This is a genomic window from Flavobacterium sp. UMI-01 (genome assembly GCF_019656315.1).
Classification (GTDB): Bacteria; Bacteroidota; Bacteroidia; order Flavobacteriales; family Flavobacteriaceae; genus Flavobacterium.
Genome location: NZ_BPLU01000023.1, coordinates 40,435 through 66,551 on the forward strand (window position 1 = coordinate 40,435; position 26,117 = coordinate 66,551).

A 26,117-nucleotide genomic window follows, 5' to 3' on the forward strand; every position below is an offset into this window, starting at 1 on the left:
TTCGCCTATTTTGAAACACATAATCAAATAAAAGAATGCAGCAAATCTTTAATTTCTTATTCAAAAACAGTAATCGACTACTGTTTTTGCTGTTATTATGCATTTCGTTATTGCTTACGATACAATCGCATTCTTACCATAAGAGCCGAATCATTAGTTCGGCTAATTTTGTTAGTGGTGGTGTGTATGAAAAAATAAACAACGTAAGAGAATATTTGAATCTAAAATCTCAAAATGAAGCATTGGCACTTGAAAATGCACGTCTAAAAAGTCTTTTATTTAAAACTAAAGACACTACTGAAATCAAGAAAATAGAGACATTAAAAGGGGTAGCACCTGACGATATTGTAGTTTCAAAAGTCATTCACAACTCCTACAACTCTCACAACAACTTTATCACCCTAAACTCGGGTGCGCTCAAGGGGATTAAACCAGATATGGGGGTCATCAACAATTTAGGAATCGTAGGAATCGTAGACAAAACATCCCCTAATTATGCTACGGTTATCAGTATTTTGAATGTGAAATCTCAAATCAATGCCAAGATAAAAAAATCAAATCACTTTGGTTCACTGGTGTGGAATGGTAAAAGTACAGGATATGTTCAGTTGATAGACGTTCCTAGATTAGCTTCTGTAAGAAAAGGAGATACGATTGTTACAGGTGGCCAATCGGTAATTTTTCCTGAAAACATTAATATTGGTACTATTGACAAAATTTACATTGACAATCAAACCAATTATTACACTTTGAATATCAAACTTTTTAATGACATGACTAATTTAGGCCATGTGTACATTATAAAAAGTAAAAATAGAGACGAATTGAATAACCTAGAAAAGCAAAATATAAAAGATGAATAGCACTTTGTTAGTCAATGTTTTTCGGTTTATACTTTTATTAGCCGTACAAATTGTCATTTTCAACAACATGACTTTTTTAGGGTTTATCATGCCACTTCCCTATTTGTTGTTTATTTTGTTATATCCTGTCAATGGTAATAAATCTGGCTTACTGTTAGCTAGTTTCTTGCTGGGACTTACAATGGACTTTTTTTCAAACTCTGGGGGAATTCACGCAACGGCTTGCTTGGTTCTAGCTAATTTTAGGCCTTATATTTTTAAATTTTCATTTGGTGTTAGTTACGAATACCAAACCATTAAAATAAATGATTCTTTAACACCAGAACGTTTTTCGTTCCTATTGCTTGCGGTACTCATACATCACACCACGATGTTTATACTCGAAGCTTTTCAGGTGAGTTTTTTGTGGGACATCCTACTCAGAACTTTATTAAGTACTATTTTTACGATTATCAGTTGTATCATTATCATTTATCTTATTAAGCCAACAAAAAGATGAGAAAACTTCTGCTGCCTACTTTAATAATCATTGCAGCATCATTGCTACTAATTCGAATATTTTATTTGCAAGTGATTAACGATACTTTCAAATTAAAATCAGAGAATAATGCAATTAAAATAAAATACGACTATCCTGAAAGAGGCTATATCTTCGACCGTAATGGCAAACTATTGGTTTCTAACCAAGCTTCTTATGACATTATGGTTATTCCAAGAGAACTAAAAAACATTGACACCTTGGAATTTTGTCAACTTCTTGACATTACAAAAGAAGATTTTATCGAAAAAATTGAAAAAGCCAAGGTCTATAGCCCGAGACTTCCTTCGGTTTTTTTACCTCAATTGAACAAAAGTGAATTTGCTGCCTTTCAAGAAAAAATTAGAAAATTTGAAGGTTTCTATTTCCAAAAACGTTCTTTACGTGATTATGAAGTGGATTTTGGAGCCAATATATTTGGTTTTATCACTCAAGTTAATGACCGAATCATAGAGCAAAATTCCTATTACAAAAGTGGTGACTTGATAGGACGCCAAGGTGTTGAAGAAAGCTATGAAGAAATTTTGCGCGGAATCAAAGGGGTAAAATACATCCAAAAAGACAAATACAACCGAGAAATTGGTTCGTATAAAGATGGAAAATACGATACTATTGCAGTGCAAGGAGAAGACATCAACCTTACTATTGACGCCGAATTACAACGTTATGGCGAACAATTAATGATTAATAAAAGAGGTGGCATTGTTGCGCTCGAACCTAAAACGGGAGAAATTCTAGCTTTGATTACGGCTCCTTCTTATGACCCAGCCTTATTGGTAGGAAGACAACGCTCCAAAAACTACACGCTATTGTACCGCGATTCTATTGCCAAACCTCTTTATGACCGAGGGCTATTAGCGGAGTATCCTCCAGGTTCACCGTTCAAAATCCTTACTGGGTTGGTCGGTTTGCAAGAAAGTGTAATTGACGAGCACACCACGGTCTTTTGTAACCATGGCTTTAGTTACGCCAGAGGCCGTTTCATGAGATGCCACTGTCATGGAGGCGCTTTGCAATTGCATCGGGGGATTTACGAATCCTGTAATGCTTATTTTGGAACGACTTACATGAGAACCATCAACAAATACAAAAGCCCTCCTTATGCAGTAGATGTATGGAGTAAACACGTAAAAAGCTTTGGTCTTGGTCAATTCATGGGGTATGATTTACCTACAGGAAGAAGAGGAAACATTCCTGATTCTAAAACATACAAACGTATTTATCCTAATGGTGGCTGGCGCAGTACCGCCATTGTTTCCAATGCTATTGGACAAGGAGAAGTCTTAATGACTCCTATTCAACTAGCTAATATGATGGCAACCGTGGCCAATGAAGGCTATTATTACACCCCTCACATTATTAAAAAAATAAAAGGAGGAACTATCGATAAAAAGTTCACTACCAAACACGTCACAACCATTGACAAAAAACATTTCAAACCCATTATAAGTGGTCTTTTTGATGTGTATAATTTAGGAACTGCTAGAGGAGTACGTGTTGAAGGAATTGATATTTGCGGAAAAACAGGTACTGCAGAAAACTTTGCGAAAATTGGAGGTAAAAGAGTGCAACTCAAAGACCATTCTATCTTTGTCGCCTTTGCACCAAAAGACAATCCAAAAATTGCAATTGCCATTTTGGTAGAAAATGGCGGATATGGAGCTACCATCGCTGGACCTATAGCCAGTTTGATGATTGAAAAGTATTTAAGAAAAAAAATTACCCGAGTTGATTTAGAAAAACGAATATTAAATATTAGTCTTCGTAATGAATATGCTAAATTAGGTGGAATGAAAGAAGGATTGGCCATTGAATCGACACCTAAAGATTCTATTGCCCGAAAGGAAACATCAACCAGCAAAATCGATTCAACAAAACAAAATTAACCTGAGATTATTACAATGAAAAACCAAAGCGTAAAGAAAAATCTCGATTGGATTTGTATTATCATCTATAGTGTGCTAGTCATACTTGGATTATTGAATATTTATTCCTCCTCCTTATCATCAACTGATGATACTGCGATGAAGCAATTGTTATTCATTGTTTTATCAATCCCTTTAATTTTTGTTTTATTGGCTGTTGACGGAAAAGTATATGAAAAATATGCCAGTGTAATATATATCATCGGACTTTTAGCTTTGGCCGGGTTATTCGTTTTTGGAAAAACCATTAAAGGTCAGGCCAACTGGTATTCTTTTGGCTCGTTTGGTATTCAACCGTCAGAATTTGTAAAATCAGCGACGTCATTGGCTTTAGCTAAATACCTTAGCGATGTTCAAGTCAATTTAAAGGACACTAACAGACAAATTCAGGTTCTGGGTATCTTAGGCCTTCCTATTTTACTTATTGTCCCTCACGACCCTGGTAGTGCGTTGATTTATTGTGTCCTTATTCTTGTTCTCTACCGCGAAGGACTTCCTGCTTGGTATGTATGGACTGCATTTGCCGCCATCATCCTTTTTGTTACTACTTTGATTATTGAACCCATATACATTATTCTTTCGATACTGGTGATTTTAATTGCAGTTCATTTTAAATCGCGAATAGGCAATCGAAATGTAATCCTAAGTAGTATTCTTTTTGTACTGATGTCTGCATTTGTATTATCTGTGGACTATGTTTTTAACAACGTTTTTAAACAACACCATAGAGACCGTTTTAATATCTTGCTTGGAAAAGCAGTGGACTTAAAAGGTATAGGCTACAACACCAACCAATCAGAAATTGCCATTGGTTCAGGAGGATGGTTTGGCAAAGGGTTTTTGGAAGGCACACAGACCAAAGGAGGATTCGTCCCAGAACAACATACGGATTACATTTTTACTACCGTTGGTGAAGAGTGGGGTTTTGTGGGTTCTTTAGTCCTAATCAGTTTGTTTGTAACCTTACTTTTAAGAATTATCTATTTAGCCGAAAGACAAAAAACAAAATTTAGCCGTGTGTATGGTTATTGTGTGGCCAGTATATTATTTGTTCACTTTTTTGTAAACATTGCCATGGTAGCAGGTATCTTCCCTACTATTGGTGTCCCATTACCTTTCTTTTCTTACGGAGGATCGGGCTTGTGGGGATTCACGATTTTACTTTTTATTTTCTTAAAAATGGATGCTAACAAAGTGAATGAATGGTAAATCTAATGTGCAATCCACGATTTTAGTCGAATATTCCCTTCCAAATCCTCTTCAAGGGAATCCTCTAATTGTGGAAAAAAATCTATACCCGTAATTTTTTCAATCGCATCTACCGATACCACATAATCATAGAGCGCTTTAGTACTTTTTTCATTAGGCATTAAAAAAGCAATTATTTTAGGATTGTCTTTATCTTGTTTAAAAATGATTTTATAAAAATAATCTGGAACTATTACTTTTTCCTGACCAATTGTTCTGGTCGCATTGGTCAACACGCCGCCAGTAATTACAAAAATACCATTGTTTTTCTCTGCCCAATACCGCACTTTATTTTCCAAACGATTCCATATACCTCCATTAAATTCTCTATTCTGTGGTGCAATATTTGACGTAAAAAACGTTTCATTATACGCCTCTAAATTGAATTCCATATCCCCTGCTGGGCATAAATGTCCTTTATCGTAACCCGAGTTTTTATAATTTCTCCAATCAGCAGATTGCGTAAATACTTTTGGATCTTGAACAAAATAAGGACGCTTAAAATCATTATTTTTTAAATAAGATTTCTTTAACTCATAAGCGACCCATTCGGCTTGTTCGGCTTGTTCGTTGTATGATAAAGAATAGTATCGATGATGAATTACCTGATGTTTTGAAAATTTAGGCAAATAGCTTTTCCATCCCGAATTCAGTGTAGAATCTTTTAAATTCGTATGGTGATTCTCGGGATTTTGAGCATAACCTATTTCAACACCACTAAACTGAACATCCATCTTACAGGATGACATTACAACAAAAACCAAAACGCCCCAAAAAAATAATATCTTTTTTTGGAGCGTTAGAGGTAAAAGGAAAAGGTATTTCATTCCTTAATGACTTATGATTTTACTAATTTATCTTTTTTTTGAGTCCCACTTTGTTTAGAGATAGACTTGGTTTGTAAATCATCCAACACATTTAATGCTTCTTCTATATAAATGTCTTTAGACAATGCTTCGTGCCATCTGTCTCTTTTCTCTTTTAAAATGTTATCCGTCTTTATCTGATCCATTTCATAAGGCAAAGAAGTAAACTGTAAATTGTTCTTATATTTTGAAATGGGCTTGTATTTTTTTGCCTTTTCTTCAATCTCTTTTTGAGCCGTTCTAAACTTATCGATATGCAAACTATAGGTATTGTCCTCGCTTCGGCTATCAATCCATTTGGCATTTTCATCGATTAATTTAAAGTACTCACTAGAGGCGATACGATTTTTACTATTGGTAATTGCTTTATTAAAATTGGCATTTTTATCCCAAATCGTATATTCAGCAGCATCAATTTTATCCCATGGCATCGCATTTTCAACATCGCGTTCGCCCATTTTTAGATAAGAATAACGATCTGGCATCACGACATCACTACTCACTCCTTCCAATTGGGTAGAACCACCGTTGATTCTATAAAATTTTTGTGTAGTTGTTTTAAGCGCTCCTAAATCTCCTACAGCACTATTTCTAACAAACTGATTCAAATCAATAACATTTTGAACCGTTCCTTTACCATAAGTTTGTTTACTACCAATGATAATCCCTCTTTTATAGTCTTGAATTGCGGCAGCCAAAATTTCTGATGCAGAAGCAGAAAAACTATTCACCATGATTACCAATGGACCATCCCATTCAATTTTTTTGTCTCTATCAAAAAGCACTTCTTTTCGTCGTCCAGCAGATTTGATTTGAACGATTGGCCCCTCACTGATAAATAATCCAGCGATATCCACCACAGTAGATAAAGAACCCCCACCATCATCACGAACGTCCAATACTATTCCGTCCACACCTACTTTTTTCAAGCGGTCCACTTCTAGAGCGATATCTTTACCCGCATCTCTTCCGTTTTTGTCTTCAAAATCGATGTAGAATTTAGGCAAATATATCACCCCGTAATTCAATCCATTTTTATTAACAACACTTGATTTTACATAGGTTTCCTCAATTTCTACGATATCTCTTATTATGGAAATTACTTTTATTGTACCATCTACTTTCTTCACCGTCAAGCGAACCTCTGTTCCTTTTGGGCCTTTAATTTTTTTCACCACATCGTCTAAACGCATGCCGACTACATCAACAGGCTCAGCACTACCTTGAGCCACTTTCATAATGACATCTCCGGCTTCTAATTGCTTTCCTCTCCAAGCGGGTCCACCCGAAATTAATTCTGAGATTTCTGTGAAGTCATTTTTCTTTTGCAAACGCGCCCCAATTCCCTCTAGTTTCCCACTCATACTCACGTCAAAACGTTCTTTTTCGTCTGGCGCAAAATAGTTAGTGTGAGGATCAAATCGAGCCGTTATCGAATTGATATAAACAGAAAACCAATCGTTTCGATTTAAATCACCCATAAAACTAAAATATTCATCCAAAGATTTTTTGGCACTTTCTCTAGTTTCTTTTTCTAACTCTTCGAATGTTTTAGGTTTTTCGTCGCTTTTAGCTTCAGTTTTAGTAACAAGAGGAGTCACCCCATCCACAACATGATTGTCTTCATCCTCCATAGCGGCATCATTTGAATCTTCTAAAACCTTGCCTTTGTTCTCTTGCATCTTTAACCTGTCTGTCAATGATGACAAGGCTGATAATTTTATTTGCTTACGCCATCTCTCTTTTAACTCTTCGGTATTCTTAGCATAGGGTGCTTTTTCATAGTCCGTATTAAAACTTTCATCAACTTTAAAATCAAATGGATTTTCTAAAATGGATTTGTAAATCCCTTTGGTTTCACCCATTCTTTGCATTAACCTATCATACGTTAAAGTAAAAAATGTCAAATCTTTATTCAAAATCTGATCGTCGATTTGTGTCTCATATTTTGCAAACTCATCAATATCAGCTTGCAAAAAGAAACGTTTTGAAGGGTCTAATGCTTGGATATAATCTTTATACACTCCTTTTGAAAAAGTATCATCAATCGTTGCGGGGCTGTAATGTCCTTTTTCAATCACAAATGTTAACAACTCTAACAACAGTTTATCTTTATCTGAGTTGACTTCATTTCTATAGTTACTATTAAAGGCAAACAATGTGATTGAAAGAACAACGATTGTAAGAAGTATTTTATAATGTCTTTTCATAAAGTTAATTATAGTATTCATTCAAATTTTTAAACTAAGTTAATTTAAAAACTATGCCATCCACGGTAAAGCTTACATAATTTTTTGTTAAAGATATAAAAATGTTTTTTTTGTATCTTCCATAATCATCGAAGTTAATATTTTTTATTTCCTTTGTCGTTGTTTAAAAAAAATGCCACTATTGGAATCATCTCAAACAATTTCACCCTCATGGACAACACCAAACCTTTAATTTTAATAACAAACGATGATGGTGTAACAGCACCAGGAATTCGAGCATTAATTTCGGTTATGTCTGAAATAGGCACTGTAGTTGTTGTAGCACCAGATAAACCTCAAAGTGCCATGGGCCATGCCATTACCATCAATAGCACTTTGTATCTCAACAAAATTTCGAAAGAAGATGCACCCATCTTAGAATACAGTTGCTCAGGAACACCGGTTGATTGTGTCAAACTAGGGGTAAATGAAATTTTGAAGAAAAAACCCGATTTGTGTGTTTCAGGTATCAATCACGGCTCAAACTCATCCATCAACGTGATTTACTCAGGAACGATGAGTGCTGCTGTAGAAGCGGGTATCGAAGGAATCCCTGCCATAGGTTTTTCACTTCTGGATTATAATTGGGATGCTAATTTTGAAGAAATCAAACCCTTTATAAAAAAAATCACCTTGGAAGTCTTAGACAAAAAACTCCCGAAAGATGTGGTTTTAAATGTTAATTTACCAAAGCTAAAAAATGAAGAAATCAAAGGAATAAAGATTTGTCGTCAAGCCAAAGCCTTATGGGTGGAAAAATTCGACAAAAGAACTTCTCCTTTTGGAAAAGAATATTATTGGCTCACAGGTGATTTTGTAAATGAAGACAAAGGGGAGGATACCGACGAATGGGCCTTGGCCAACGGATACATTTCTATAGTTCCTGTACAATTTGATTTAACGGCACACCATGCCACCCAACAACTCAACACTTGGAATTGGAATGAATAAAATAGAACTTCTTTTAGGCATGTTAATTGGTTTTAGCACCACTATCGTTGGGATGTTTCTCTTTTTTTATTTTTTTACAGACTATGATTTCGTTACAGGTATTCACATCATGCGGGCTCAAGGGTATTGGGGAAAAATCATCACGTTAGGATCTATTTTGAATCTCATAATGTTTACCATCTTGTTAAAACTAGACAAAGATACACTTGCCAAAGGAATTATTTTTGCGCTAATACTAATGACGATATACACGATTTTCCAGTAAAAAACCAATAGATTTTTTGATTGAAAATCAGCAATGTTTACTTTTGATTCTTAAATATTTAAACCTTTCACACATTACGCTATGAAATACTACATCATTGCAGGAGAAGCATCAGGGGATTTACATGGTGCCAACTTAATGAAGGCGTTGTATCAAGAAGATCCAGAGGCTGAAATTCGCTTTTGGGGAGGCGACTTGATGCAACAAGTGGGAGGTACCTTAGTGAAACATTACCGCGATTTGGCTTTTATGGGCTTTGCCGAAGTTCTTTTTAATCTAAAAACCATATTAGGCAATATTAAAATTTGCAAAAATGACATTATGGCCTTTCAACCGGAAGTCATTATTTTTATAGATTATCCAGGTTTCAATATGCGTATTGCGCAGTGGGCAAAGAAATTAGGCTTTAAAACTCATTATTATATCTCACCCCAAATATGGGCTTGGAAAGAAAATCGCATCAAAGCTATTAAACGAGATATTGACAAAATGTTTGTCATTTTACCTTTTGAAAAAACCTTTTACGAAGACAAACACCATTTTCCAGTAGCATTTGTTGGGCATCCATTAATTGATGCCATTCATAACCAAAAAGATTCCACTTCAGCAAATTTCCGAACAGAACATCATTTGTCTGACAAACCAATTATCGCGCTTTTGCCAGGCAGCAGAAAACAAGAAATTACCAAAATGCTTGCAGGAATGTTGAGTGTTGTGGATGATTTCCCCGATTATCAGTTTGTGATTGCAGGTGCACCGAGTCAAGATTTTTCTTTTTACGAACCGTTTATTACTCAACAAAACATTCATTTTGTAGCAAACAAAACCTATGCACTATTACAAAATGCTACAGCTGCATTGGTAACTTCGGGTACCGCTACTTTAGAAACCGCGCTTTTTAAAGTTCCTGAGGTAGTGTGTTACAAAGGAAATTGGATTTCCTATCAAATAGCCAAACGCATCATCACTTTAAAATACATTTCACTTGTTAATCTGATTATGGATGAAGAAGTTGTAACCGAATTGATTCAAGACGACTTTAACCCAAAAAACATCAAGCGTGAATTGTCTAAAATTTTGGAACCTGCCCACCGCACTGCATTAGTACAAAAATATGATGCTTTGGAACACAAACTAGGTGGTAGAGGTGCCAGCCAAAAAACGGCACACCTAATTGTATCCGATTTAAAACAATCTTAATTTTTTTTCTGTGAAATATGTATTGCCCCTTTTAGCTTTCTTATTTTTAGTTACTTCTTGTAAATCCACATCGAGTGCTTCTAAAAACAATGCTGCTCTGGCCGACAAAATCGTAAGGCATGCCGTGCAACATCTGGGTGCTCCATATAAACCTGCAGGTAAAACATCCTCAGGTTTTGATTGCTCTGGATTGGTCTATAGTACTTTTGGCGCATTTGACATCAATTTACCTCGCACTTCCTACGAACAAGCAACAGCAGGAAAATCATTAGGAAAAAACACCGCACAGGCTGAAAAAGGCGACCTTATTTTTTTTAAAACCAACCGTAGCTCTCGTATTAACCATGTAGGTATTGTTACCGAAGCGGATAAAAACGAAGTTAAATTTATTCATTCTTCCACTACAAAAGGAGTTATTATTTCTTCAACTAAAGAGTCTTACTACGAAAAAAGTTTCACGCAACTGACTAGAATTTTAGAATAAAAATTCTTTTGTTTTAAGAAAAGTAGTACTTTAGATACATGAAAGTATTGCTTTTTCCCCTCCCTAAACTCATCATAGGATTCCTATTAGGTATCCTTTTCTCCTATTATAGCAATTCTACTTTAGTTCAAATAGTCGGGATGACTGGTTGCAGTTTTCTATTATTTATTGGCAGTTATTTTTACCAAAGAAAAACAACCCATTCTTATTATTATTTTGGAATAGCCTCACTTTTGACGTGTTTTTCGCTGGGAATGGCAACTTTATATTTTCATACCGAAACCAATTTCAAAAACCATTACAGTCACCTAAACGGTGCTTTTAACACTAACAATCTTATAGAGGTACATGTTCAAGAAAAAATGAAAAGCACAACCACTAATGAACGCCACCTCGTTAACATCCTGACTATCAACGGAGAAAAAACCTTTGGAAAGACAATATTAAATCTCAAAAAAACAAATGATACAACAAACATCAATAGCGGAAACCAATTACTTATCAAAGGACAATTAATCCCACCTAAAAAAGCCTATAATCCGAATGCTTTTGATTATGGTACTTATTTGAAAAACAAACAAATTTATAGCCAACTCTACGCCACCCCTCAATCTTACATCCTATCCCCTGAAATAAAAAAAGATGGTTATTATTATGCTTCACGATTAAGAAATACGATAATTTCAAACCTAGAAAAGCAAGATTTTGATAAAAAATCACTAGCCATTGCAGTAGCTTTGATTTTGGGACAAAAACAAGATGTAACGCCCGAAATTATGCAGGATTTTCAATTTGCAGGCGCCATCCATATTTTGTCTGTTTCAGGACTTCATGTTGGGTTTATTTTGCTATTTCTTAATTTTATCCTACGTCCCTTTCCAAATACTCGAAAATTTACAACTTTAAAATTAGTTCTTAGCATTGGATTGCTCAGTTCCTTTGCCTTCATCGCAGGTTTGGCACCATCAGTGGTTCGTTCTGTAACCATGTTTTGCTTTGTCGCGATAGGGTATTATTTAAGAAAAACAACCAATAGTTACCATACCATAATCATTTCACTCTTTTTGATTTTATTATTTGAGCCTTATTTTTTGTTTGATGTTGGTTTTCAACTCAGTTATCTTGCCTTATTCTTTATCCTGTGGGCACAACCGCTTCTTTCAAGCCTTTGGAAACCAAAAAACCGTATTAACGAGACCATTTGGGGAATTCTCACGGTATCCTTTGCCGCACAAATAGGAACTGCTCCATTGTGTTTGTATTATTTTCATCAATTCCCTGGTTTATTTTTTATAACTAATTTAATCCTAATTCCATTTTTGAGTTTTATCATGATTTTAGGAATTATTGTCATGTTACTCGCTGCTGTAAATTACACACCTATCCTAATTGTCAAACCTTTTGAATGGAGCATCAACTTTATGAACACAATTGTTAGCTGGGTAGCTTCATTTCGGTCCTTTGTTATCCAAGACATTCCTTTTAATATCTTTTTACTCGTAGGGAGTTATGCCTGTATTTTTACTTTTATACTATGGCTAAAAAAACCTAATTATCAAAAACTAGTCGCAGCTTTAATCGCAGTCCTTCTTTTTCAATTGGCACTTATAAAAACCGAAAAAGATTCTATAGATGGCGAAGAATGGATTGTTTTTCATCAAAATAAATCCAGCTTAATAACGGAAAGAAAAGGCAAAGAAGTTTGTGCATATTATAATTCCGAACCAACTAACACCTCACTTAAAGCTTATTTAACCGCCAATTTCAGCACACTCAAACACACTTTTAAACTAAAAAACCTATACTTTTTTGATAACCAAAAAATATTAATCATTGACAGTACAGGAATTTATCCAAAAAATGCAAGACCAGATGTACTCGTACTCACTCAATCCCCCACTATCAATCTTGATAGGACATTACAACGTATCCGCCCTAAAATAGTTATTGCTGATGGTTCTAATTACAAAACCATTCAAAAAAATTGGGAACAAAGCTGTGCCAAACAAAAAATCCCTTTTCATGCCACTGCTGAAAAGGGATTCTATAAATTAAACTAGTTCTTTAAATTTTATTTTTCAAAAAACCATTTGCTTCTGCTAACCATGCTTTAGGACCTCCTGCTACATAACCTGTTCTACCCAAGGCTTTGAAATTTAGTTTACCATCTTTTTCTTTGACAACATCAGTAAAATAAATGGTCGGATATCCTTGGATACCAAAAACTTGCTGCAATTCAGCATTTTGTTGTTGAATTTCTGGCAACTGAGGTGTTCTTCTTGGATAATCTAGTTCTACCAAAACTACATTGGACTTTGCCCAACTTTTGAACTCAGGAGTCAATAAAACCTCTTTTTGCAAACGAATACACCAACCACACCAATCACTACCTGTAAAAAATAACATCAAAGGCTTTTTCTCTTTGTTACTTACTGCAATAGCTTCTTTGATATTAGTATGCCATTTTAAATCTTGAGCTTGACTACTTATTGTAAACACAATCAGTAATGCGAGTATTATTTTTTTCATTTTTTGGTTTTTCTTTTTTTATGGTTAAACAAATATAATGCCTTATTTTTATTTTACACCATGCATTAACTTTTTCATAAGAGGCGAAAGCACAATCATTAACAGTCCTAATCCTAAAGGAATTAAGGTAAAAATCAAGAAAAAGGTCGATAAACTATATTGCTGACTAATTGTTTCAATCAACCCACCCATTGAACCTGCTAATTTATTCCCCATTCCTAGAAACAGATAATACACTCCGAACATTATACCTATCCAACTTGCAGGAACTAATTTACTGATATAAGACAAGCTCACTGGTGAAATGCATAATTCCCCTAAAGTATGAAACAAATAAGCCATGATTAACCAAATCATACTCACGCGCACTACAGAATCAGCGGTAATTCCCATACTCCCATAAGCTAAAAACCCAAAACCAAGTCCCAATAGCGCTAAGCCTAATCCAAATTTCATTGGTCCTGAAATATTATAACGACTTTCCCACCATTTGGAAAAAAAAGGAGCAAAACAAATAATAAACAACGAGTTAAGAATCCCAAACCAAGAAGCAGGAACCTCAGTCTCAGTAGTTGAAAAATCGCGGTTAATTTTCCAAATTACGATTCCCCAAATAATGACAAAACTAAGAGACAAAATACTGTTTCCTAACGCATAATCTTTAACGGTTTTTGAGAACAATTTCACCAACACATAGGTAATAACGACCAAAGGAATAAGGGTCAGTAGAGCATCAGTGATTTTAAAAATCCAAGCCGTATTTCCAAATAATTCTCGTTGTGTAAATTTTTCTGCAAAAATAGTCATCGACCCACCAGCCTGTTCAAATGCTGCCCAAAAGAAAACAGAAAAAACAGAAAAAATAACCACTGCGATGATGCGGTCTCGAATAATATGGGGTGCTGTATTTTCTTGGGCTTCTTTTTCTTTAGAAATCAGTTTAGATTCCGCAGTAGGAGGCAATCCAATGGTACCAAAAATATTTTGTGTAAAATAAAATTGCAACATTCCAAAAAACATAAAAATTCCTGCTAGACCAAAACCCAAACTCCAAGACACCTTTTCACCAATATAACCACAAAGCATAATTCCTAAAAAGGCTCCTGCATTTACTCCCATATAAAATAGCGAATAGGCACCGTCTTTCTTTTCAGGGTGTTTCTCATAGGCATTGGAAATAATAGAAGTCATATTAGGTTTAAACAAACCGTTTCCTATCATCAAACAGGTAATTCCAATATATAAAAACAAAGGCGTCTCTACTGCCATCGAAGCATGACCCAACGTCATTACAAAAGCTCCCAATACTACTGCCCACCGATAACCAAGGTATCTATCAGCCAAATAACCACCTATAATTGGTGTAAAATAAACCACCATGGTGTACGTACCATATAATGCCATTGCATCTTCTATTTTCCATTCCCAACCTCCATTGGCAATCGATGTCGTTAGAAACAACACCAATAAAGCGCGCATACCATAATAGGAAAAACGCTCCCACATTTCGGTAAAAAACAATACAAATAAGCCTGCTGGATGTCCTAAAACGGGATTCTTAAAAAACGTATCTTCTGCTGTATTTTGATTCATAAGTAGGTGTTATGATTTATAAATAGTTGTTCTTCTGTAAAAATAATCTAAAAAATAGATTATAAACTCTCTTTGATAAAATTTGTCATTTTGTGATACAACTGAATTCGAGTCATTCCTCCATAAATTCCATGATTTTTATCAGGATAGATTTGAGAATCAAATTGTTTATTGGCTTGGATTAAGGCTTCCATCATGAGCATTGAATTTTGTACATGCACATTATCATCACTACTACCATGAATCAACAACAGTTTACCTTGTAGTTGATTGGCAAAATGGATTGGCGAATTATCGTCATACCCCTGTGGATTTTCCTGAGGTGTCTGCAAGTAGCGCTCGGTATAAATGGTATCGTAAAATCGCCAATTCGTTACTGGTGCCACAGCAATAGCCATTTTAAAAACATCATTCCCTTTCAAAATACAATTAGTAGCCATAAAACCACCAAACGACCACCCAAAAATCCCAATTCTACTACTATCGATATACGAATAAGAACCAAGTACTTTAGCCGCGGCAATCTGATCTTCAACCTCGTATTTTCCTAATTGTTTGTAGGTCATTTTTTTAAAAGTTTCGCCTCTAAACCCAGTTCCTCGACCATCTACACAAACTACAATATACTCTTGTTCTGCTAAATGCATAAACCAAAAGTCATTGTAATTGAGCCACTCATTTTTCACCATTTGAGAGCCTGGCCCTGAATATTGATACATTACTACAGGATACTTTTTTGTTGCTACAAAGTTTTTAGGCTTTATCATCCAAGCATTAAGAGACACGCCAGCATCAGTCTTTAGCGTAAAGAAAGTTTTTGAAGGCAAATCATACGATAGCATTCGTGATTTTAAAGTTTCGTTAGTCTCAATGAATTGCAATTCTTTGCCAGTTTTCGCATCGTTTAACGTATAGACGGTAGGTGTTGTAACCGAAGAATAACTATTGATATAATAACTATAATCCGAACTAAAAGTAGCGTCATGAGTTCCTGTTTTTTGAGACAGACGTTTTTTATTTTTACCATCTAAATCAATGCTGTACACATCGCGATTAAGAGAGCCATTTTCTACCGATTGATAGAAGATTTTTTTATTTTTTTCATCCAAACCATAAAATTGAGTTATTTCCCAATTCCCTTTTGTTAGTTGGCGAATTAATTTTCCTGTTTTATCATATATATAAATGTGATGGTATCCGTCCAGCTCGCTGGTCCATATAAACCGATTGTCAGCCAAAAAAGTCAAACTGCTCTTGTCTATAAAATCAATGTATTTATCATTTTTTTCATTCAAAATCACTTTGGTATTCCCTGTCTTGGCATCAATAAACAGCAAATCCAAATTGTTTTGATGGCGATTTAAAATTTTTGCAGCAAGTACATTTGCTTCTTTAGTCCATTGTATTTGTGGAATATAAAAATCCTTATACTGCTCAAGAGACACCGCTGAAGTTGTTTTGGTATCTACATCATACAAATGCACAGACACCGTAGCGTTTTTCTCCCCTGCTTTAGGATATTTTAGAGTCTCTACCCTAGGGTAAAGCGATTTTTCAAAAACAGTCATAGCAAAGGAAGGAACTTGACGTTCGTCAAATCGGATGTAGGCAATTTTTTTGCTATCCAAACTCCAATCAAACGCTTTTACAAAAGAGAATTCTTCCTCATAAACCCAATCGCAAATTCCGTTGATAATTTCGTTTTTCTTCCCGTCAAGAGTCAAAGGAATCGTCTGTTTAGACACCACATTATACAAAAACAAATTGTTATCAGAAGCAAAAACAATTTGTTTTCCATCGGGTGAAAAAGTAGGTTCTTGTACAGGAGTATTCGTTAATCGCGTTAGTTCTTTTTTATTTCTATCATAAATAAAATAATCGGCCTTAAACGAATGCCTATAAATAGGCTGTATGTTACAAGCCAACAACAACAATTGCTCTGTAGGATCAAAAGAATATGCTTCTACCGGTGGCAATCGGGTATAATTTTTCGTATCAAAGGCTGTGGCTACTTTTTTCAATGTGGCAAAATCGTACAAATCTATCTGAATACTTGCTTGGGCATCATCATAATGCAAGACAGCATATTGATTGCTTTTTTTCAAGGTTTGGAATTCTTCCATTGCTTGTGGACGAAAAGCACCACTGTAAATAGTTTCAATAGATAGCTTTTCTTGTGAAAAAAATACCTGACTACACAAAAGCAATACCATAATAAAACAACGACTCTTCATAACTGAATTTTTAAATACCAATTTTACAGAAAATTTTGCATTTAAACTCCATTAGGAACGTTAAAAGCTATAAAAATATTTGGCAGCACTAAACCAACCGAAGCTTCATAATTAGTGTCCGATAAAACAGCTAAAAATGTATCTTTGCAGCTAATTATGTTTTTAATACATCCAAGCATGAACCTACCCTTTTCAGGATTTTCGAAATTATCTAAAGAAGAAAAAATAAATTGGATTGCTTCAACTTATTTTAGCACACCAGAGGAAGCAGTAACTTTACTAAAAAAATACTGGAACTCCGATGCTAAAATCCAAAAACTTCACGACGAATTTATAGAAAACACGATAACTAATTTTTACATCCCACTTGGTGTTGCTCCCAATTTCTTGATAAATGGTCAATACAGCACCATTCCGATGGCTATTGAAGAAAGTTCAGTGGTAGCAGCTGCTTCTAAAGCTGCTAAATTCTGGTCCACACGTGGCGGATTTAAAACCACCGTCATTGGTACTGAAAAAATAGGTCAAGTACATTTTCTTTACCAAGGTGACGTTTCCAAACTAGATTTGTTTTTTGCTCAAACCAAAGCAAAATTTTATTCCGAAACTGAAAATTTAACGGCTAATATGCGTAAAAGAGGAGGCGGAATCCTGAATATTGAGCTCAGAGATATGACGAATGAAATGGATAATTATTTCCAATTGCATGCCACCTTTGATACAAAAGATAGCATGGGAGCTAATTTTATCAATTCGTGTTTAGAGCAATTTGCTACTACTCTAAAAAATGAAGCGCAACTTTTTGATTTATTCACTGAAACCGAAAAGAATATTCAGGTAATCATGAGCATTTTGTCTAATTATGTTCCCAATTGTATTGTTCGAGCCGAAGTTTCCTGCCCGGTGGAAGACTTGGCCGAAAAACACATACCCAATCCTCAAGAATTTGCCGAGCGTTTTGTACAAGCTGTTACCATTGCTGCAATAGAACCTTATCGCGCTGTAACCCACAACAAAGGGATTATGAACGGTATCGATGCTGTTGTTATTGCTACTGGAAATGATTTTCGTGCTGTCGAAGCTGGTATTCACGCCTATGCCGCACGTAAAGGACAATACTCGAGTTTATCACATGCCAAAATCGAAAATGGAATCTTCTCTTTTTGGTTAGAAATTCCACTGGCATTAGGAACGGTAGGAGGATTAACAAGTTTGCATCCTTTGGTCAAACTATCCCTAGAAATGCTACAAAATCCGTCTGCTGAAGAATTAATGCAATATGTAGCGGTAGCTGGACTAGCACAAAACTTTGCTGCATTGCGCTCTTTAACAACCTCAGGAATACAAGAAGGACACATGAAAATGCATTTGAATAATATATTAAACCAGTTTGAAGCAACCGAAGAAGAACGTCATGAAGTACGAAATCACTTCAAACACCATGTCGTATCGCATAGTGGTGTAGTTAATTTCATTGAAAGCTTAAGACAATAACAGTAGTAAAACATTCAGATGAAACAAACTTTTTATAGCAATGGAAAACTTTTAATCACTGGTGAATATTTAGTTTTAGATGGCGCACAAGCCTTTGCATTGCCCACACAATTAGGTCAAAACTTAATTATTGAACATGGCAACCCACAGGAAATAGCTTGGAAAAGTTATGATGCTGATGGAACAATTTGGTTTGAAGACATTATTTTATTTGAGGAAATCACCCATTACCAACCCACTGCGTCCGAGTCGGTAAGGAACACCTTAGTAACCATCTTACACCATGCTTATCTGCAAAACCCCGCTTTTGTAAAATCTGATAACGGTTATCGCATACAAACAGAACTTACTTTTTCGCGAAAATGGGGGCTTGGAACTTCATCCACCTTAATCAATAATATTGCACAATGGCTTAACATCAATGCCTTTGATTTATTAAATTCAAGTTTTGGAGGGAGTGGTTATGATATTGCCTGTGCACAAAATAACAGTCCTATTTTATACCAATTAGAAAATGGAAAACCTATTGTGCACCCCATTCCATTCCATCCTGATTTTACTAATCATATTTACTTTGTATATCTGAATAAAAAACAAAGTAGCAAAACAGCTATTGCAAACTACAACGTTAATAAAAATCAAGATTTAAACAGAAACATCAACAAAATCAACCTTATTACCACCGAACTACTGGAAGCAAACTCAATAGCTTCTTTTGCCCATGCCCTTGAAAAACACGAAGCCAAAATGAGTCTTTTATTAGAAACATGTACCGTCAAGGAATTATTATTCCCTGATTTCAAAGGGACCATAAAAAGTCTTGGTGCATGGGGAGGCGATTTTGTAATGGCTGTTTCTTCTACTAACCCCAAGGATTATTTCTTTGAAAAAGGATATAGCGTTGTCTTCACTTATGATGAATTGATACGCTCGTAATTTCCTTTTAACTCAAATAAAAAAGACCGATATTCTCATTTGAACATCGGTCTTTTTGTTGGATTAAATCTAACGAATTAGAAATTAAATTGTTTTCTATTGTCTTTTATTTCAGCAATGTCTTTAAGTGCTGGTAAAATACGGTTTGCATCACCCGCTGACTGCGCTTTTAATTTAGCTACATACGGAGCAAAATCTTTAATAGCTGGCGCTTTAGTGGTTTTGATATTTTTTACCACATATACCCCCATTGTTCCTTCTATAGGAGCCGAAAGTGCATTTGGCTTCAAAGCAAGGGCATTACCTACTACTTTAGGCTCTTGACCTACATTCTCTAACATGGGATTATCCAAAGTAACATCTGTAGCTTGCAATACTTTAGCACCTACCGCTTTTGCAACTGCTTCAATTGAGTTACCAGTCATTTTAGCTTTTAGCATTTCTGTCTTTTTCTTGTTTTTCAAAATAGACTCCACATAAGGTCTTACTTGACTTAATGGCGCTAAACCTGAATCATCTACTGATTTCACTCTAGCGATAACATGCCCTACATTGGCCACTTCAAAACGTTTCACATCACCTACTTCAGTATCACTATCAAATCCCCATCTTACAATAGCTCTTTGATTACCTAAAGCTCCAAAGTTCTCATCCATTGCTTTTACTGATATTCCAGAATTAACTGTTAATCCCATAGATTTTGCTACTTGATTGAAATCTTTATCGGCGGCACTCATTTCAAACTGAGTTGCTTTTGTAAATATTTTATCAGATGTTGCTTCAGATGGTTGAATTTTTTGAGCGATTGTAGCCAAACGAACTCCATCTTGCTTATCTGTAACTTTAATAATATGGTATCCAAAATCTGTTTCTACCAATCCAATTTTTCCAATAGCATTATTGAAAACAAAATCATTGAAAGGTTTCACCATTTGACCAGGCCCAAAATAACCCAAATCGCCACCTTGTTGAGCTGATGAATCATCCGAATTGGTATAAGCTAACATTAAGAAACTCTCCGGATTAGCATTTACTTGTGCCAATAAACTTTCTGCTTTAGCACGTGCTTGATCCTTGGATCTTTTCTCTTTTTGGTTAGGGACTTGAGTTCCTTCGTAACTAATTAAGATGTGACTAGCTTTGGCATTAACACCACTCTTTTTTCCCAATGATTTAGAAATACAGTAGTAATCTCCATTTACATAAGGACCATAAATTTCTCCTGGAGCCAAATTGTATAATTTATCAGCATCAACCGCAGGTAAACGATTTTTTGCGATATAGGTAGAATCATAAGGAACATCCGAATTTGAGTTTACAAATTCTACAATATTTTTAGTTGTTCTAAATCCTGCAACAGTATCATTTTTACCCGTTGCTTGGTTATACACTACGCTACCAGATAACAATCCTGTAATTTTAGCTTTAACCTCGTTGATATCTTCAGGAGATGGTTTGTCTTCTACTAATACGTATTCGATTTCACGAGATTCTTCTGATTTGAATTTTTTCTCGTTTTTCTTCATGTAGTCTGTAATTTCGCTATCCGTAATTTTTACATCACTGTCTTTGATAGTTGAAAACAATCCAGCCACATAAGCAAAACTTACTTTATCAGCTTCCATTTCGTATTTCAACTTTCCTTCGCTTTTAGTTGTGTAACTACCTGCTCTAACCAAAGTAGAATAGATTTGGAATTTAGCATTCAATTCCGCACTTTTTTCTCTTTCTTTTAAACTTTCAGCCAATGCAGGGTTTGATTTGAAAAACTCTTTAAATTTAGCTAAATCAAAAATTCCAGCTCCGTTTAAAAACTGTGGATTTTGACCGATATTTGGGTCTGCCTTCAACACTTCTATCAAGTGTTTTTCTCCCACTCGTAATCCTAATTTTTCAAACTCAGAAGTCAATAAGGCCACAGAAACTTCTTCTTCCCATACTCTATTAGCCGCAGCTGTAGCAGAGATTCCTTGACCGCTTTTTTCGACATTGCTTACTTTTATTCTAAAATCTTCAAATGAAATATCCTTTCCATTAACACTTCCTACATCTTTTGAAGTACTGCTAAAACTACCACTTTTGAATAAATCACCTATGATAAATGCAAATAAAGCCAATGCTATTACCGCAATCATCAATGCGGAACGTTGTCTAATTTTTGATAAAACTGCCATTTTATATTGTTGTTAATTTTATATTCAGTTTGCGAAAATACAATTATATGATTAATATTTACAATTGTGCCCTTTTATTTTGCAAAAAAATTGCAGGAATAAAAAAAATTACTCTTTTAAAGTCAATTTAACCAATTCTATTTTTTTATTTGTAGCTTCTTCAATCACAAAATGATAATCATCTATGATAATCACCTCCCCTTTTTGAGGAATATTTTTAGTAAAATCTACAATAAAACCGCCTAAGGTACCGTACGAATCACTCTCCGGAATGTCTAATTTATAGGTTTGATTCAAATATTCGACATCCAAACGGGTTGAGAACAAATATGTATTTTCGTCTAATTGTTTTTCAATCAATTCCTCATCTGAATCGTGTTCGTCTTCAATTTCACCAAAAAGCTCTTCGACAATATCCTCAATAGTAATAATCCCCGAAGTCCCTCCATATTCATCCAAGACCACAGCAACGCTTTTCCTTTTTTTGGTTAACAAATTCATTACATCTTTGATGTAAATGGTTTCCGGAACAAATTCTACAGGAATTACAATTGATTTTATATTTTTTGGTTTTTTGAACAAATCAAAAGAGTGTACATATCCCACAATATCATCTAAGGAATTTTGATACACCAAAATCTTAGAATAACCTGTTTCAATAAACAATTCTTTTAATTCATGGATAGAATCAAACAAATCGATGGCCACGATTTCGGTCCTTGGACTCATAATATCTCGTGCTTTTACACTCGAAAAATCTAGGGCATTTTGAAACATCTGTATTTCGGAGTCAATCTCTTCGTCATCTTCAACGGTACTCATTTGTTCCGTGATATAATCCCCTAATTCTACCTTGCTGAAATACATTTGAACTTGATCTCCTTCGGTTCTAAAAAATTTTCTCAAAATCAAATCCGAAACCCAAATAAAGAACGATGACAAATAATAGAACAACCAATAAAAAAAATAAGCTGGAATCGCAAAAAACTTGATTAAAGTATTGGCGTAAATTTGAAAAAAAACTTTAGGAAAAAATTCTGCCGTAATCAACACTATAATTGTTGACAACAGCGTTTGCAAAAACAAATTGGAAAAATTGGACAATGCAAAAGGGAGGGTATTTATCCAACCCATTAGTAAATCACCCATAAAAAAACCATATACTACCAGTGCGATATTGTTACCAATAAGCATGGCTGCAATAAATTTTGAGGGTTTTTCAGTAAGTTTAATTAAGATTTTAGATAAAAAATTATCTTGTTTTTTTTCTATTTCGAGGTAAATCTTATTGGAGGAAACAAATGCAATTTCCATTCCTGAAAAAAAAGCACTTAGTATTAAACACAATATTATAATACTAACTTCCATGTATTAAGATTTTTTATTTCGGTCATTCATTTTATTGGCAAAATTTCTTCTGAAGAAAAACATGAAAATTGCCATTGCGGCAATCATAAAATGCAACCAAGGTTTGTTTTCGGACACATTCCATTTCATGATACCATCATAAATAAAGTAGATGGCAAAAACAAGGTAAACGTACTGCGTATATTTTAAGTAATTCATTTTAGTGATAATTTTAATGTTTGGTTACCCCAGTTGGACAGTTGTATTATTCCGCGGATTCCACTTCTCCCGTAATTCTTTGTGAATTGATTATTTTAAAATCTTTGCTAAAATCAATTCCCTGACCATTAGAAACTCCTTTCAAATCTGTAAATTTAAACCTTTTTTCAGTAAAAAACCATTCGTTTTTTTGATCATAGAACAACTGTTCCGTTTCTAGCAATTGTCCATCTTGAGATTGAATCCTCACTTTTCCTTGCAAATCAATGATATTGGTCATTCCGTAAGAAACTGCATAATTGGCTGTAATGCGAGTAGTTTTGGCTTTAGCATCATAGACAGTCAAATCAATACCTTTGGGAAACTCAGTAAAGGGAAAATTTACATTAGAATAATCCAACATTTTAGGACTTAGCAAAATTACTTTTATCAAGCCTGAGTCAGTATACTTGAGATTTACAGCATCCGCATCACCTCCAGGAATAAACTCTGAATAATTACTCTTTTGAACCTCTTTAAAATTGCTTTCACAACCCCAAAAACATACCACAGCCAATACTGCGATAACCCAAAAGCCGTTGTTCCCTTTGTTACACATCATGATGTCCTACTGCTAAAAGCTCTCCTGATTTGGAATTAATTAAATTTACGCTTTTCAAACCATTTATCATTAAACGATAAACCAATACTTATATTAGCGTAATTTTCTTGAATCAAGCCTGAAGCTGTCGTACCTCTTTTTCCAAGTTCTAGTCCTAGATTAATATTAGAAAAAGATCCTGTGATAGGAAACCCTAACCCCATAGTAACGGCTAGATTATTGATTGACTCAGAATTGATAACCAAACCCGTTCTTTCGTATTTAAGCCCACCTCGATACACAATGCGTTTGGCATAATTAGTAAAGGAACTATACTCTGGAATATAATACCCTCCTAGACTTGCACTTCCATACGTTCCATAAGTCACATTGGCCGCTTTGTTATAACTATTAGACAAATCCGACGCTTGCTGATAAACCAATCTTCCACCAATCAACCATTTTTTTGGCTGACCAATTCCTGCACTCAAACTAATTTTGGATGCAAAAGAAATAGTTTCATCTGGCTGTTCAATTTCTGAAACCTCCGAAGCAGTCTCGATTACTCTTTCGTTTTTGGAATTCAAATCGTTGGCTATCGTATAATTCAAGCTACTATAAACACTTAGTTTTTTAGTTAACTTAGTTTGAAACATCGCCCCTACATTAAAATTCACACCTGACAATTTAGACGTATTGGTTTCACGGGTTCCGGATTCGACATTACTCTTACTTTCAGAATTGATAATTTCAATTGTTCCAAAGTTATAGTTAAAATCGGCGCCGACACTCCATTTAGGCGTAATAGCATACCCCACTCCAACAAACGCTTTATTCAAACCCCCAGAACTAGTCAAACTGGTCGTATTAGAATTTTCATCAGCTGCAATGGTTTGAATTTTGTACCCTACAGAAGAATACGGAATCAATCCAAAACCGACACCCAACTTACCTAATGGCAACCCTACTGCTAGGTAATCCAACGTAGTCCTGCTGGCTTTTTCCGATTTGGAATCATTCTTTAAAGTGGTCGAATTATAGGTTCCTCCTACAGCAAACGAAGTCAACTTCAAATTTGAAAAACTAGCTGGATTTTCTAAATTAATATGAATACTATCTTGTTCTACTGCAATTCCTCCCATAGCACGCACCTCAGCAGTCCCTTTGAATCGAACTTCACCTACACCGTAAAAAGAATAAGGAGACGAAGTCCCTTCCTGAGCAAAAGACAGTAGCCCTGTAAACAAACAAAGACAGATTAGAATTTTTTTAATCATTTTCGATTTTATATTGAAAAGTTTGGTTCAAACTCTCTAAAAGAAAATTTGAATTGGCAAATATGGTATTTTTTAATCGTTTAGCCAAAAAATCTGTATCGCCACCAGTTAAAATTATGATAAAGTTTGGGTTAATCTCCTGATATTGCTCTATAAATCCTTTTATTTCACAGACCAATCCATTGACTACACCCGAGTGTATCGAAGCCCCTGTTGATGCTCCTATAAAAGATTCAGGAGAACCCAACTCCAACAATGGCAATTTAGACGTATAATCATGCAAGGCTTTGTATCGCAATTGAATTCCGGGACTGATGGCTCCTCCTAAATAATGATCCTGCTCGTTAATAAAATCATAAGTAACACAAGTCCCTGCATCTATCACCAAACGATTGCACTTGGGGTACTTTAAAACAGCACCCGCCGCAAGAACCATACGGTCAATCCCTAAGGTTTTGGGCGTTTCGTATTTATTCACAAAAGGAAAAACATCATTAGAGGCCATAAAATGTATCGAAATTTGGTTTTCGAATGCTAAAAAGGTCTTTTTTTCGACATCTCCGACCGAAGCCACAACTAAATAAGTACAGTTTGGATATTTTTTTAAAATAAATTCAATTTTTTTTTGAAGCTCTTTTTTTTCAAAAACAAACAGCTCCAAAATAGTATCCCCCTCAAAGACAGCGCCTTTAATTCGGCTATTCCCCACATCAATTGTTAGAATCATATTTCAAAATTAGATAAGGCGAAGATACGAATAGATTTTTTTAAATAAATGTTTTGGTGAAACCAAAAAACATCCTATATTTGCACTCGCAATAAGCAAGGTACCTTAGCTCAGATGGTAGAGCAACGGACTGAAAATCCGTGTGTCCCTGGTTCGATCCCTGGAGGTACCACATAACCCACTCAAACGAGTGGGTTTTTTGTTTTTAATTCATTTCGGATGGCACACTTTCGGATCAAGTTCAAAAGTTGGGGATTAGGCAAAAAGATTGGATAATCTAAATAGGAAAAAAATAATGGATCAAGTTCAAAAGTTGGGGATTAGGCAAAAAGATTGGATAATCTAAACAGGAAAAAATCAATTTTTCTAACACCTCTAAATTGCGCTCTAAAAGCTTTGATTTTTGCCTGTGGCGGAC

General features: G+C 35.0%; 22 protein-coding genes, 1 tRNA gene and 1 pseudogene. 12 read left to right on the plus strand and 12 right to left on the minus strand.

Translation table 11 applies throughout. The features are described 5' to 3' along the window. The first annotated feature begins 35 nt into the window (after positions 1-35). The 4 genes from mreC to rodA are packed head-to-tail and all read left to right on the plus strand — an operon-like array spanning position 36 to position 4,535. Positions 36-863, plus strand: a complete 828-nt coding sequence (gene mreC, locus K5R64_RS09295) for a rod shape-determining protein MreC (protein WP_220762920.1) — start codon at positions 36-38, stop codon at positions 861-863. Next, positions 856-1,362, plus strand: coding sequence for a rod shape-determining protein MreD (locus tag K5R64_RS09300; RefSeq protein WP_220762921.1), 507 nt, complete (start codon positions 856-858; stop codon positions 1,360-1,362). The genes mreC and K5R64_RS09300 overlap by 8 nt, the downstream gene beginning before the upstream one ends. After that, complete coding sequence (mrdA, locus tag K5R64_RS09305; protein ID WP_220762923.1) at positions 1,359-3,287, plus strand: penicillin-binding protein 2; 1,929 nt, start codon at positions 1,359-1,361, stop codon at positions 3,285-3,287. The genes K5R64_RS09300 and mrdA overlap by 4 nt, the downstream gene beginning before the upstream one ends. Before the next feature lie 15 nt (positions 3,288-3,302). Continuing rightward, complete coding sequence (gene rodA / locus K5R64_RS09310; RefSeq protein ID WP_220762926.1) at positions 3,303-4,535, plus strand: rod shape-determining protein RodA; 1,233 nt, start codon at positions 3,303-3,305, stop codon at positions 4,533-4,535. 2 nt (positions 4,536-4,537) lie between these two features. Here the strand turns inward: rodA and K5R64_RS09315 are convergent, their stop codons facing one another. Both K5R64_RS09315 and K5R64_RS09320 read right to left on the minus strand, forming a co-directional pair. Then, complete coding sequence (locus tag K5R64_RS09315; RefSeq protein WP_220762927.1) at positions 4,538-5,401, minus strand: DNA/RNA non-specific endonuclease; 864 nt, start codon at positions 5,399-5,401, stop codon at positions 4,538-4,540. Between the two features lie 11 nt (positions 5,402-5,412). After that, a complete protein-coding gene (locus K5R64_RS09320) occupies positions 5,413-7,671 on the minus strand; it encodes a carboxy terminal-processing peptidase (RefSeq protein WP_220762929.1) in 2,259 nt (752 codons plus the stop codon). A 189-nt stretch (positions 7,672-7,860) separates the two neighbouring features. Here K5R64_RS09320 and surE point away from each other — a divergent pair, with 189 nt between their 5' ends. The 5 genes from surE to K5R64_RS09345 all read left to right on the plus strand — a co-directional run bounded on the left by surE (position 7,861) and on the right by K5R64_RS09345 (position 12,649). Then, on the plus strand, positions 7,861-8,640 hold the full coding sequence (gene surE, locus K5R64_RS09325; RefSeq protein WP_220762931.1) for a 5'/3'-nucleotidase SurE: 780 nt from the start codon (positions 7,861-7,863) through the stop codon (positions 8,638-8,640). After that, on the plus strand, positions 8,600-8,905 hold the full coding sequence (locus K5R64_RS09330) for a hypothetical protein (RefSeq protein ID WP_255580335.1): 306 nt from the start codon (positions 8,600-8,602) through the stop codon (positions 8,903-8,905). Before surE ends, K5R64_RS09330 begins: the two co-directional genes overlap by 41 nt. Before the next feature lie 81 nt (positions 8,906-8,986). Then, positions 8,987-10,105, plus strand: a complete 1,119-nt coding sequence (gene lpxB / locus K5R64_RS09335) for a lipid-A-disaccharide synthase (RefSeq protein WP_220762933.1) — start codon at positions 8,987-8,989, stop codon at positions 10,103-10,105. A 10-nt stretch (positions 10,106-10,115) separates the two neighbouring features. Further along, complete coding sequence (locus tag K5R64_RS09340) at positions 10,116-10,589, plus strand: C40 family peptidase (RefSeq protein ID WP_220762934.1); 474 nt, start codon at positions 10,116-10,118, stop codon at positions 10,587-10,589. 38 nt (positions 10,590-10,627) lie between these two features. Then, a complete protein-coding gene (locus K5R64_RS09345; RefSeq protein ID WP_220762935.1) occupies positions 10,628-12,649 on the plus strand; it encodes a ComEC/Rec2 family competence protein in 2,022 nt (673 codons plus the stop codon). Between the two features lie 4 nt (positions 12,650-12,653). Here K5R64_RS09345 and K5R64_RS09350 read toward each other — a convergent pair whose 3' ends face one another. From K5R64_RS09350 to K5R64_RS09360, 3 genes are read right to left on the minus strand one after another with little or no spacing between them, the layout of a single operon-like run. Next, on the minus strand, positions 12,654-13,118 hold the full coding sequence (locus K5R64_RS09350) for a thioredoxin family protein (protein ID WP_220762936.1): 465 nt from the start codon (positions 13,116-13,118) through the stop codon (positions 12,654-12,656). A gap of 48 nt (positions 13,119-13,166) precedes the next feature. Next, on the minus strand, positions 13,167-14,711 hold the full coding sequence (locus K5R64_RS09355; protein WP_220762937.1) for a peptide MFS transporter: 1,545 nt from the start codon (positions 14,709-14,711) through the stop codon (positions 13,167-13,169). Positions 14,712-14,770: 59 nt separating this feature from the next. Next, entirely contained in the window at positions 14,771-16,945 is a 2,175-nt protein-coding gene (locus tag K5R64_RS09360; RefSeq protein ID WP_220762938.1) for a S9 family peptidase, read from the minus strand. Positions 16,946-17,122: 177 nt separating this feature from the next. Between K5R64_RS09360 and K5R64_RS09365 the strand changes: the two genes are divergently transcribed. Continuing rightward, positions 17,123-18,439 carry a hydroxymethylglutaryl-CoA reductase, degradative gene (locus tag K5R64_RS09365; RefSeq protein ID WP_220762939.1) on the plus strand — a complete coding sequence of 439 codons (1,317 nt, stop codon included), beginning with the start codon at positions 17,123-17,125 and terminating at the stop codon, positions 18,437-18,439. An 18-nt stretch (positions 18,440-18,457) separates the two neighbouring features. After that, positions 18,458-19,375 (plus strand): GYDIA family GHMP kinase, encoded by a 918-nt coding sequence (locus K5R64_RS09370; RefSeq protein ID WP_220762940.1) that lies wholly within the window; start codon positions 18,458-18,460, stop codon positions 19,373-19,375. A 77-nt stretch (positions 19,376-19,452) separates the two neighbouring features. Here the strand turns inward: K5R64_RS09370 and K5R64_RS09375 are convergent, their stop codons facing one another. The 6 genes from K5R64_RS09375 to K5R64_RS09400 form a co-directional block, all read right to left on the minus strand. Further along, the gene (locus tag K5R64_RS09375; RefSeq protein ID WP_220762942.1) at positions 19,453-21,549 is read right to left on the minus strand and encodes a peptidylprolyl isomerase; all 2,097 of its coding nucleotides are present in this window, start codon (positions 21,547-21,549) and stop codon (positions 19,453-19,455) included. A 108-nt stretch (positions 21,550-21,657) separates the two neighbouring features. Beyond that, positions 21,658-22,917: a hemolysin family protein gene (locus K5R64_RS09380; RefSeq protein ID WP_220762944.1), complete on the minus strand. Its 1,260-nt coding sequence runs from the start codon at positions 22,915-22,917 to the stop codon at positions 21,658-21,660. A gap of 3 nt (positions 22,918-22,920) precedes the next feature. Further along, positions 22,921-23,115, minus strand: coding sequence for a hypothetical protein (locus tag K5R64_RS09385; protein ID WP_220762946.1), 195 nt, complete (start codon positions 23,113-23,115; stop codon positions 22,921-22,923). 46 nt (positions 23,116-23,161) lie between these two features. After that, complete coding sequence (gene lptC, locus K5R64_RS09390; protein ID WP_220763014.1) at positions 23,162-23,713, minus strand: LPS export ABC transporter periplasmic protein LptC; 552 nt, start codon at positions 23,711-23,713, stop codon at positions 23,162-23,164. 38 nt (positions 23,714-23,751) lie between these two features. After that, a complete protein-coding gene (locus tag K5R64_RS09395) occupies positions 23,752-24,972 on the minus strand; it encodes a hypothetical protein (protein ID WP_220762947.1) in 1,221 nt (406 codons plus the stop codon). Continuing rightward, on the minus strand, positions 24,965-25,699 hold the full coding sequence (locus tag K5R64_RS09400; RefSeq protein WP_220762948.1) for a type III pantothenate kinase: 735 nt from the start codon (positions 25,697-25,699) through the stop codon (positions 24,965-24,967). Before K5R64_RS09400 ends, K5R64_RS09395 begins: the two co-directional genes overlap by 8 nt. Positions 25,700-25,798: 99 nt before the next feature. On the opposite strand from K5R64_RS09400, the gene K5R64_RS09405 reads away from it, so the two are divergent. After that, positions 25,799-25,871, plus strand: a tRNA-Phe gene (locus tag K5R64_RS09405). Between the two features lie 148 nt (positions 25,872-26,019). Here K5R64_RS09405 and K5R64_RS17290 read toward each other — a convergent pair. Then, positions 26,020-26,106 (minus strand): annotated as a pseudogene (locus K5R64_RS17290) (DDE transposase); the annotation flags it as partial. Positions 26,107-26,117: the final 11 nt, after the last annotated feature.

Bases quoted from the DNA above. Each gene is read 5' to 3' on its own strand.
- mreC (WP_220762920.1), top strand. From the start codon at position 36: ATGCAGCAAATCTTTAATTTCTTATTCAAAAACAGTAATCGACTACTG.
- K5R64_RS09300 (WP_220762921.1), top strand. From the start codon at position 856: ATGAATAGCACTTTGTTAGTCAATGTTTTTCGGTTTATACTTTTATTA.
- mrdA (WP_220762923.1), top strand. From the start codon at position 1,359: ATGAGAAAACTTCTGCTGCCTACTTTAATAATCATTGCAGCATCATTG.
- rodA (WP_220762926.1), top strand. From the start codon at position 3,303: ATGAAAAACCAAAGCGTAAAGAAAAATCTCGATTGGATTTGTATTATC.
- K5R64_RS09315 (WP_220762927.1), bottom strand. From the start codon at position 5,401: ATGAAATACCTTTTCCTTTTACCTCTAACGCTCCAAAAAAAGATATTA.
- K5R64_RS09320 (WP_220762929.1), bottom strand. From the start codon at position 7,671: ATGAATACTATAATTAACTTTATGAAAAGACATTATAAAATACTTCTT.
- surE (WP_220762931.1), top strand. From the start codon at position 7,861: ATGGACAACACCAAACCTTTAATTTTAATAACAAACGATGATGGTGTA.
- K5R64_RS09330 (WP_255580335.1), top strand. From the start codon at position 8,600: ATGCCACCCAACAACTCAACACTTGGAATTGGAATGAATAAAATAGAA.
- lpxB (WP_220762933.1), top strand. From the start codon at position 8,987: ATGAAATACTACATCATTGCAGGAGAAGCATCAGGGGATTTACATGGT.
- K5R64_RS09345 (WP_220762935.1), top strand. From the start codon at position 10,628: ATGAAAGTATTGCTTTTTCCCCTCCCTAAACTCATCATAGGATTCCTA.
- K5R64_RS09350 (WP_220762936.1), bottom strand. From the start codon at position 13,118: ATGAAAAAAATAATACTCGCATTACTGATTGTGTTTACAATAAGTAGT.
- K5R64_RS09355 (WP_220762937.1), bottom strand. From the start codon at position 14,711: ATGAATCAAAATACAGCAGAAGATACGTTTTTTAAGAATCCCGTTTTA.
- K5R64_RS09360 (WP_220762938.1), bottom strand. From the start codon at position 16,945: ATGAAGAGTCGTTGTTTTATTATGGTATTGCTTTTGTGTAGTCAGGTA.
- K5R64_RS09365 (WP_220762939.1), top strand. From the start codon at position 17,123: ATGAACCTACCCTTTTCAGGATTTTCGAAATTATCTAAAGAAGAAAAA.
- K5R64_RS09370 (WP_220762940.1), top strand. From the start codon at position 18,458: ATGAAACAAACTTTTTATAGCAATGGAAAACTTTTAATCACTGGTGAA.
- K5R64_RS09375 (WP_220762942.1), bottom strand. From the start codon at position 21,549: ATGGCAGTTTTATCAAAAATTAGACAACGTTCCGCATTGATGATTGCG.
- K5R64_RS09380 (WP_220762944.1), bottom strand. From the start codon at position 22,917: ATGGAAGTTAGTATTATAATATTGTGTTTAATACTAAGTGCTTTTTTT.
- K5R64_RS09385 (WP_220762946.1), bottom strand. From the start codon at position 23,115: ATGAATTACTTAAAATATACGCAGTACGTTTACCTTGTTTTTGCCATC.
- lptC (WP_220763014.1), bottom strand. From the start codon at position 23,713: ATGTGTAACAAAGGGAACAACGGCTTTTGGGTTATCGCAGTATTGGCT.
- K5R64_RS09395 (WP_220762947.1), bottom strand. From the start codon at position 24,972: ATGATTAAAAAAATTCTAATCTGTCTTTGTTTGTTTACAGGGCTACTG.
- K5R64_RS09400 (WP_220762948.1), bottom strand. From the start codon at position 25,699: ATGATTCTAACAATTGATGTGGGGAATAGCCGAATTAAAGGCGCTGTC.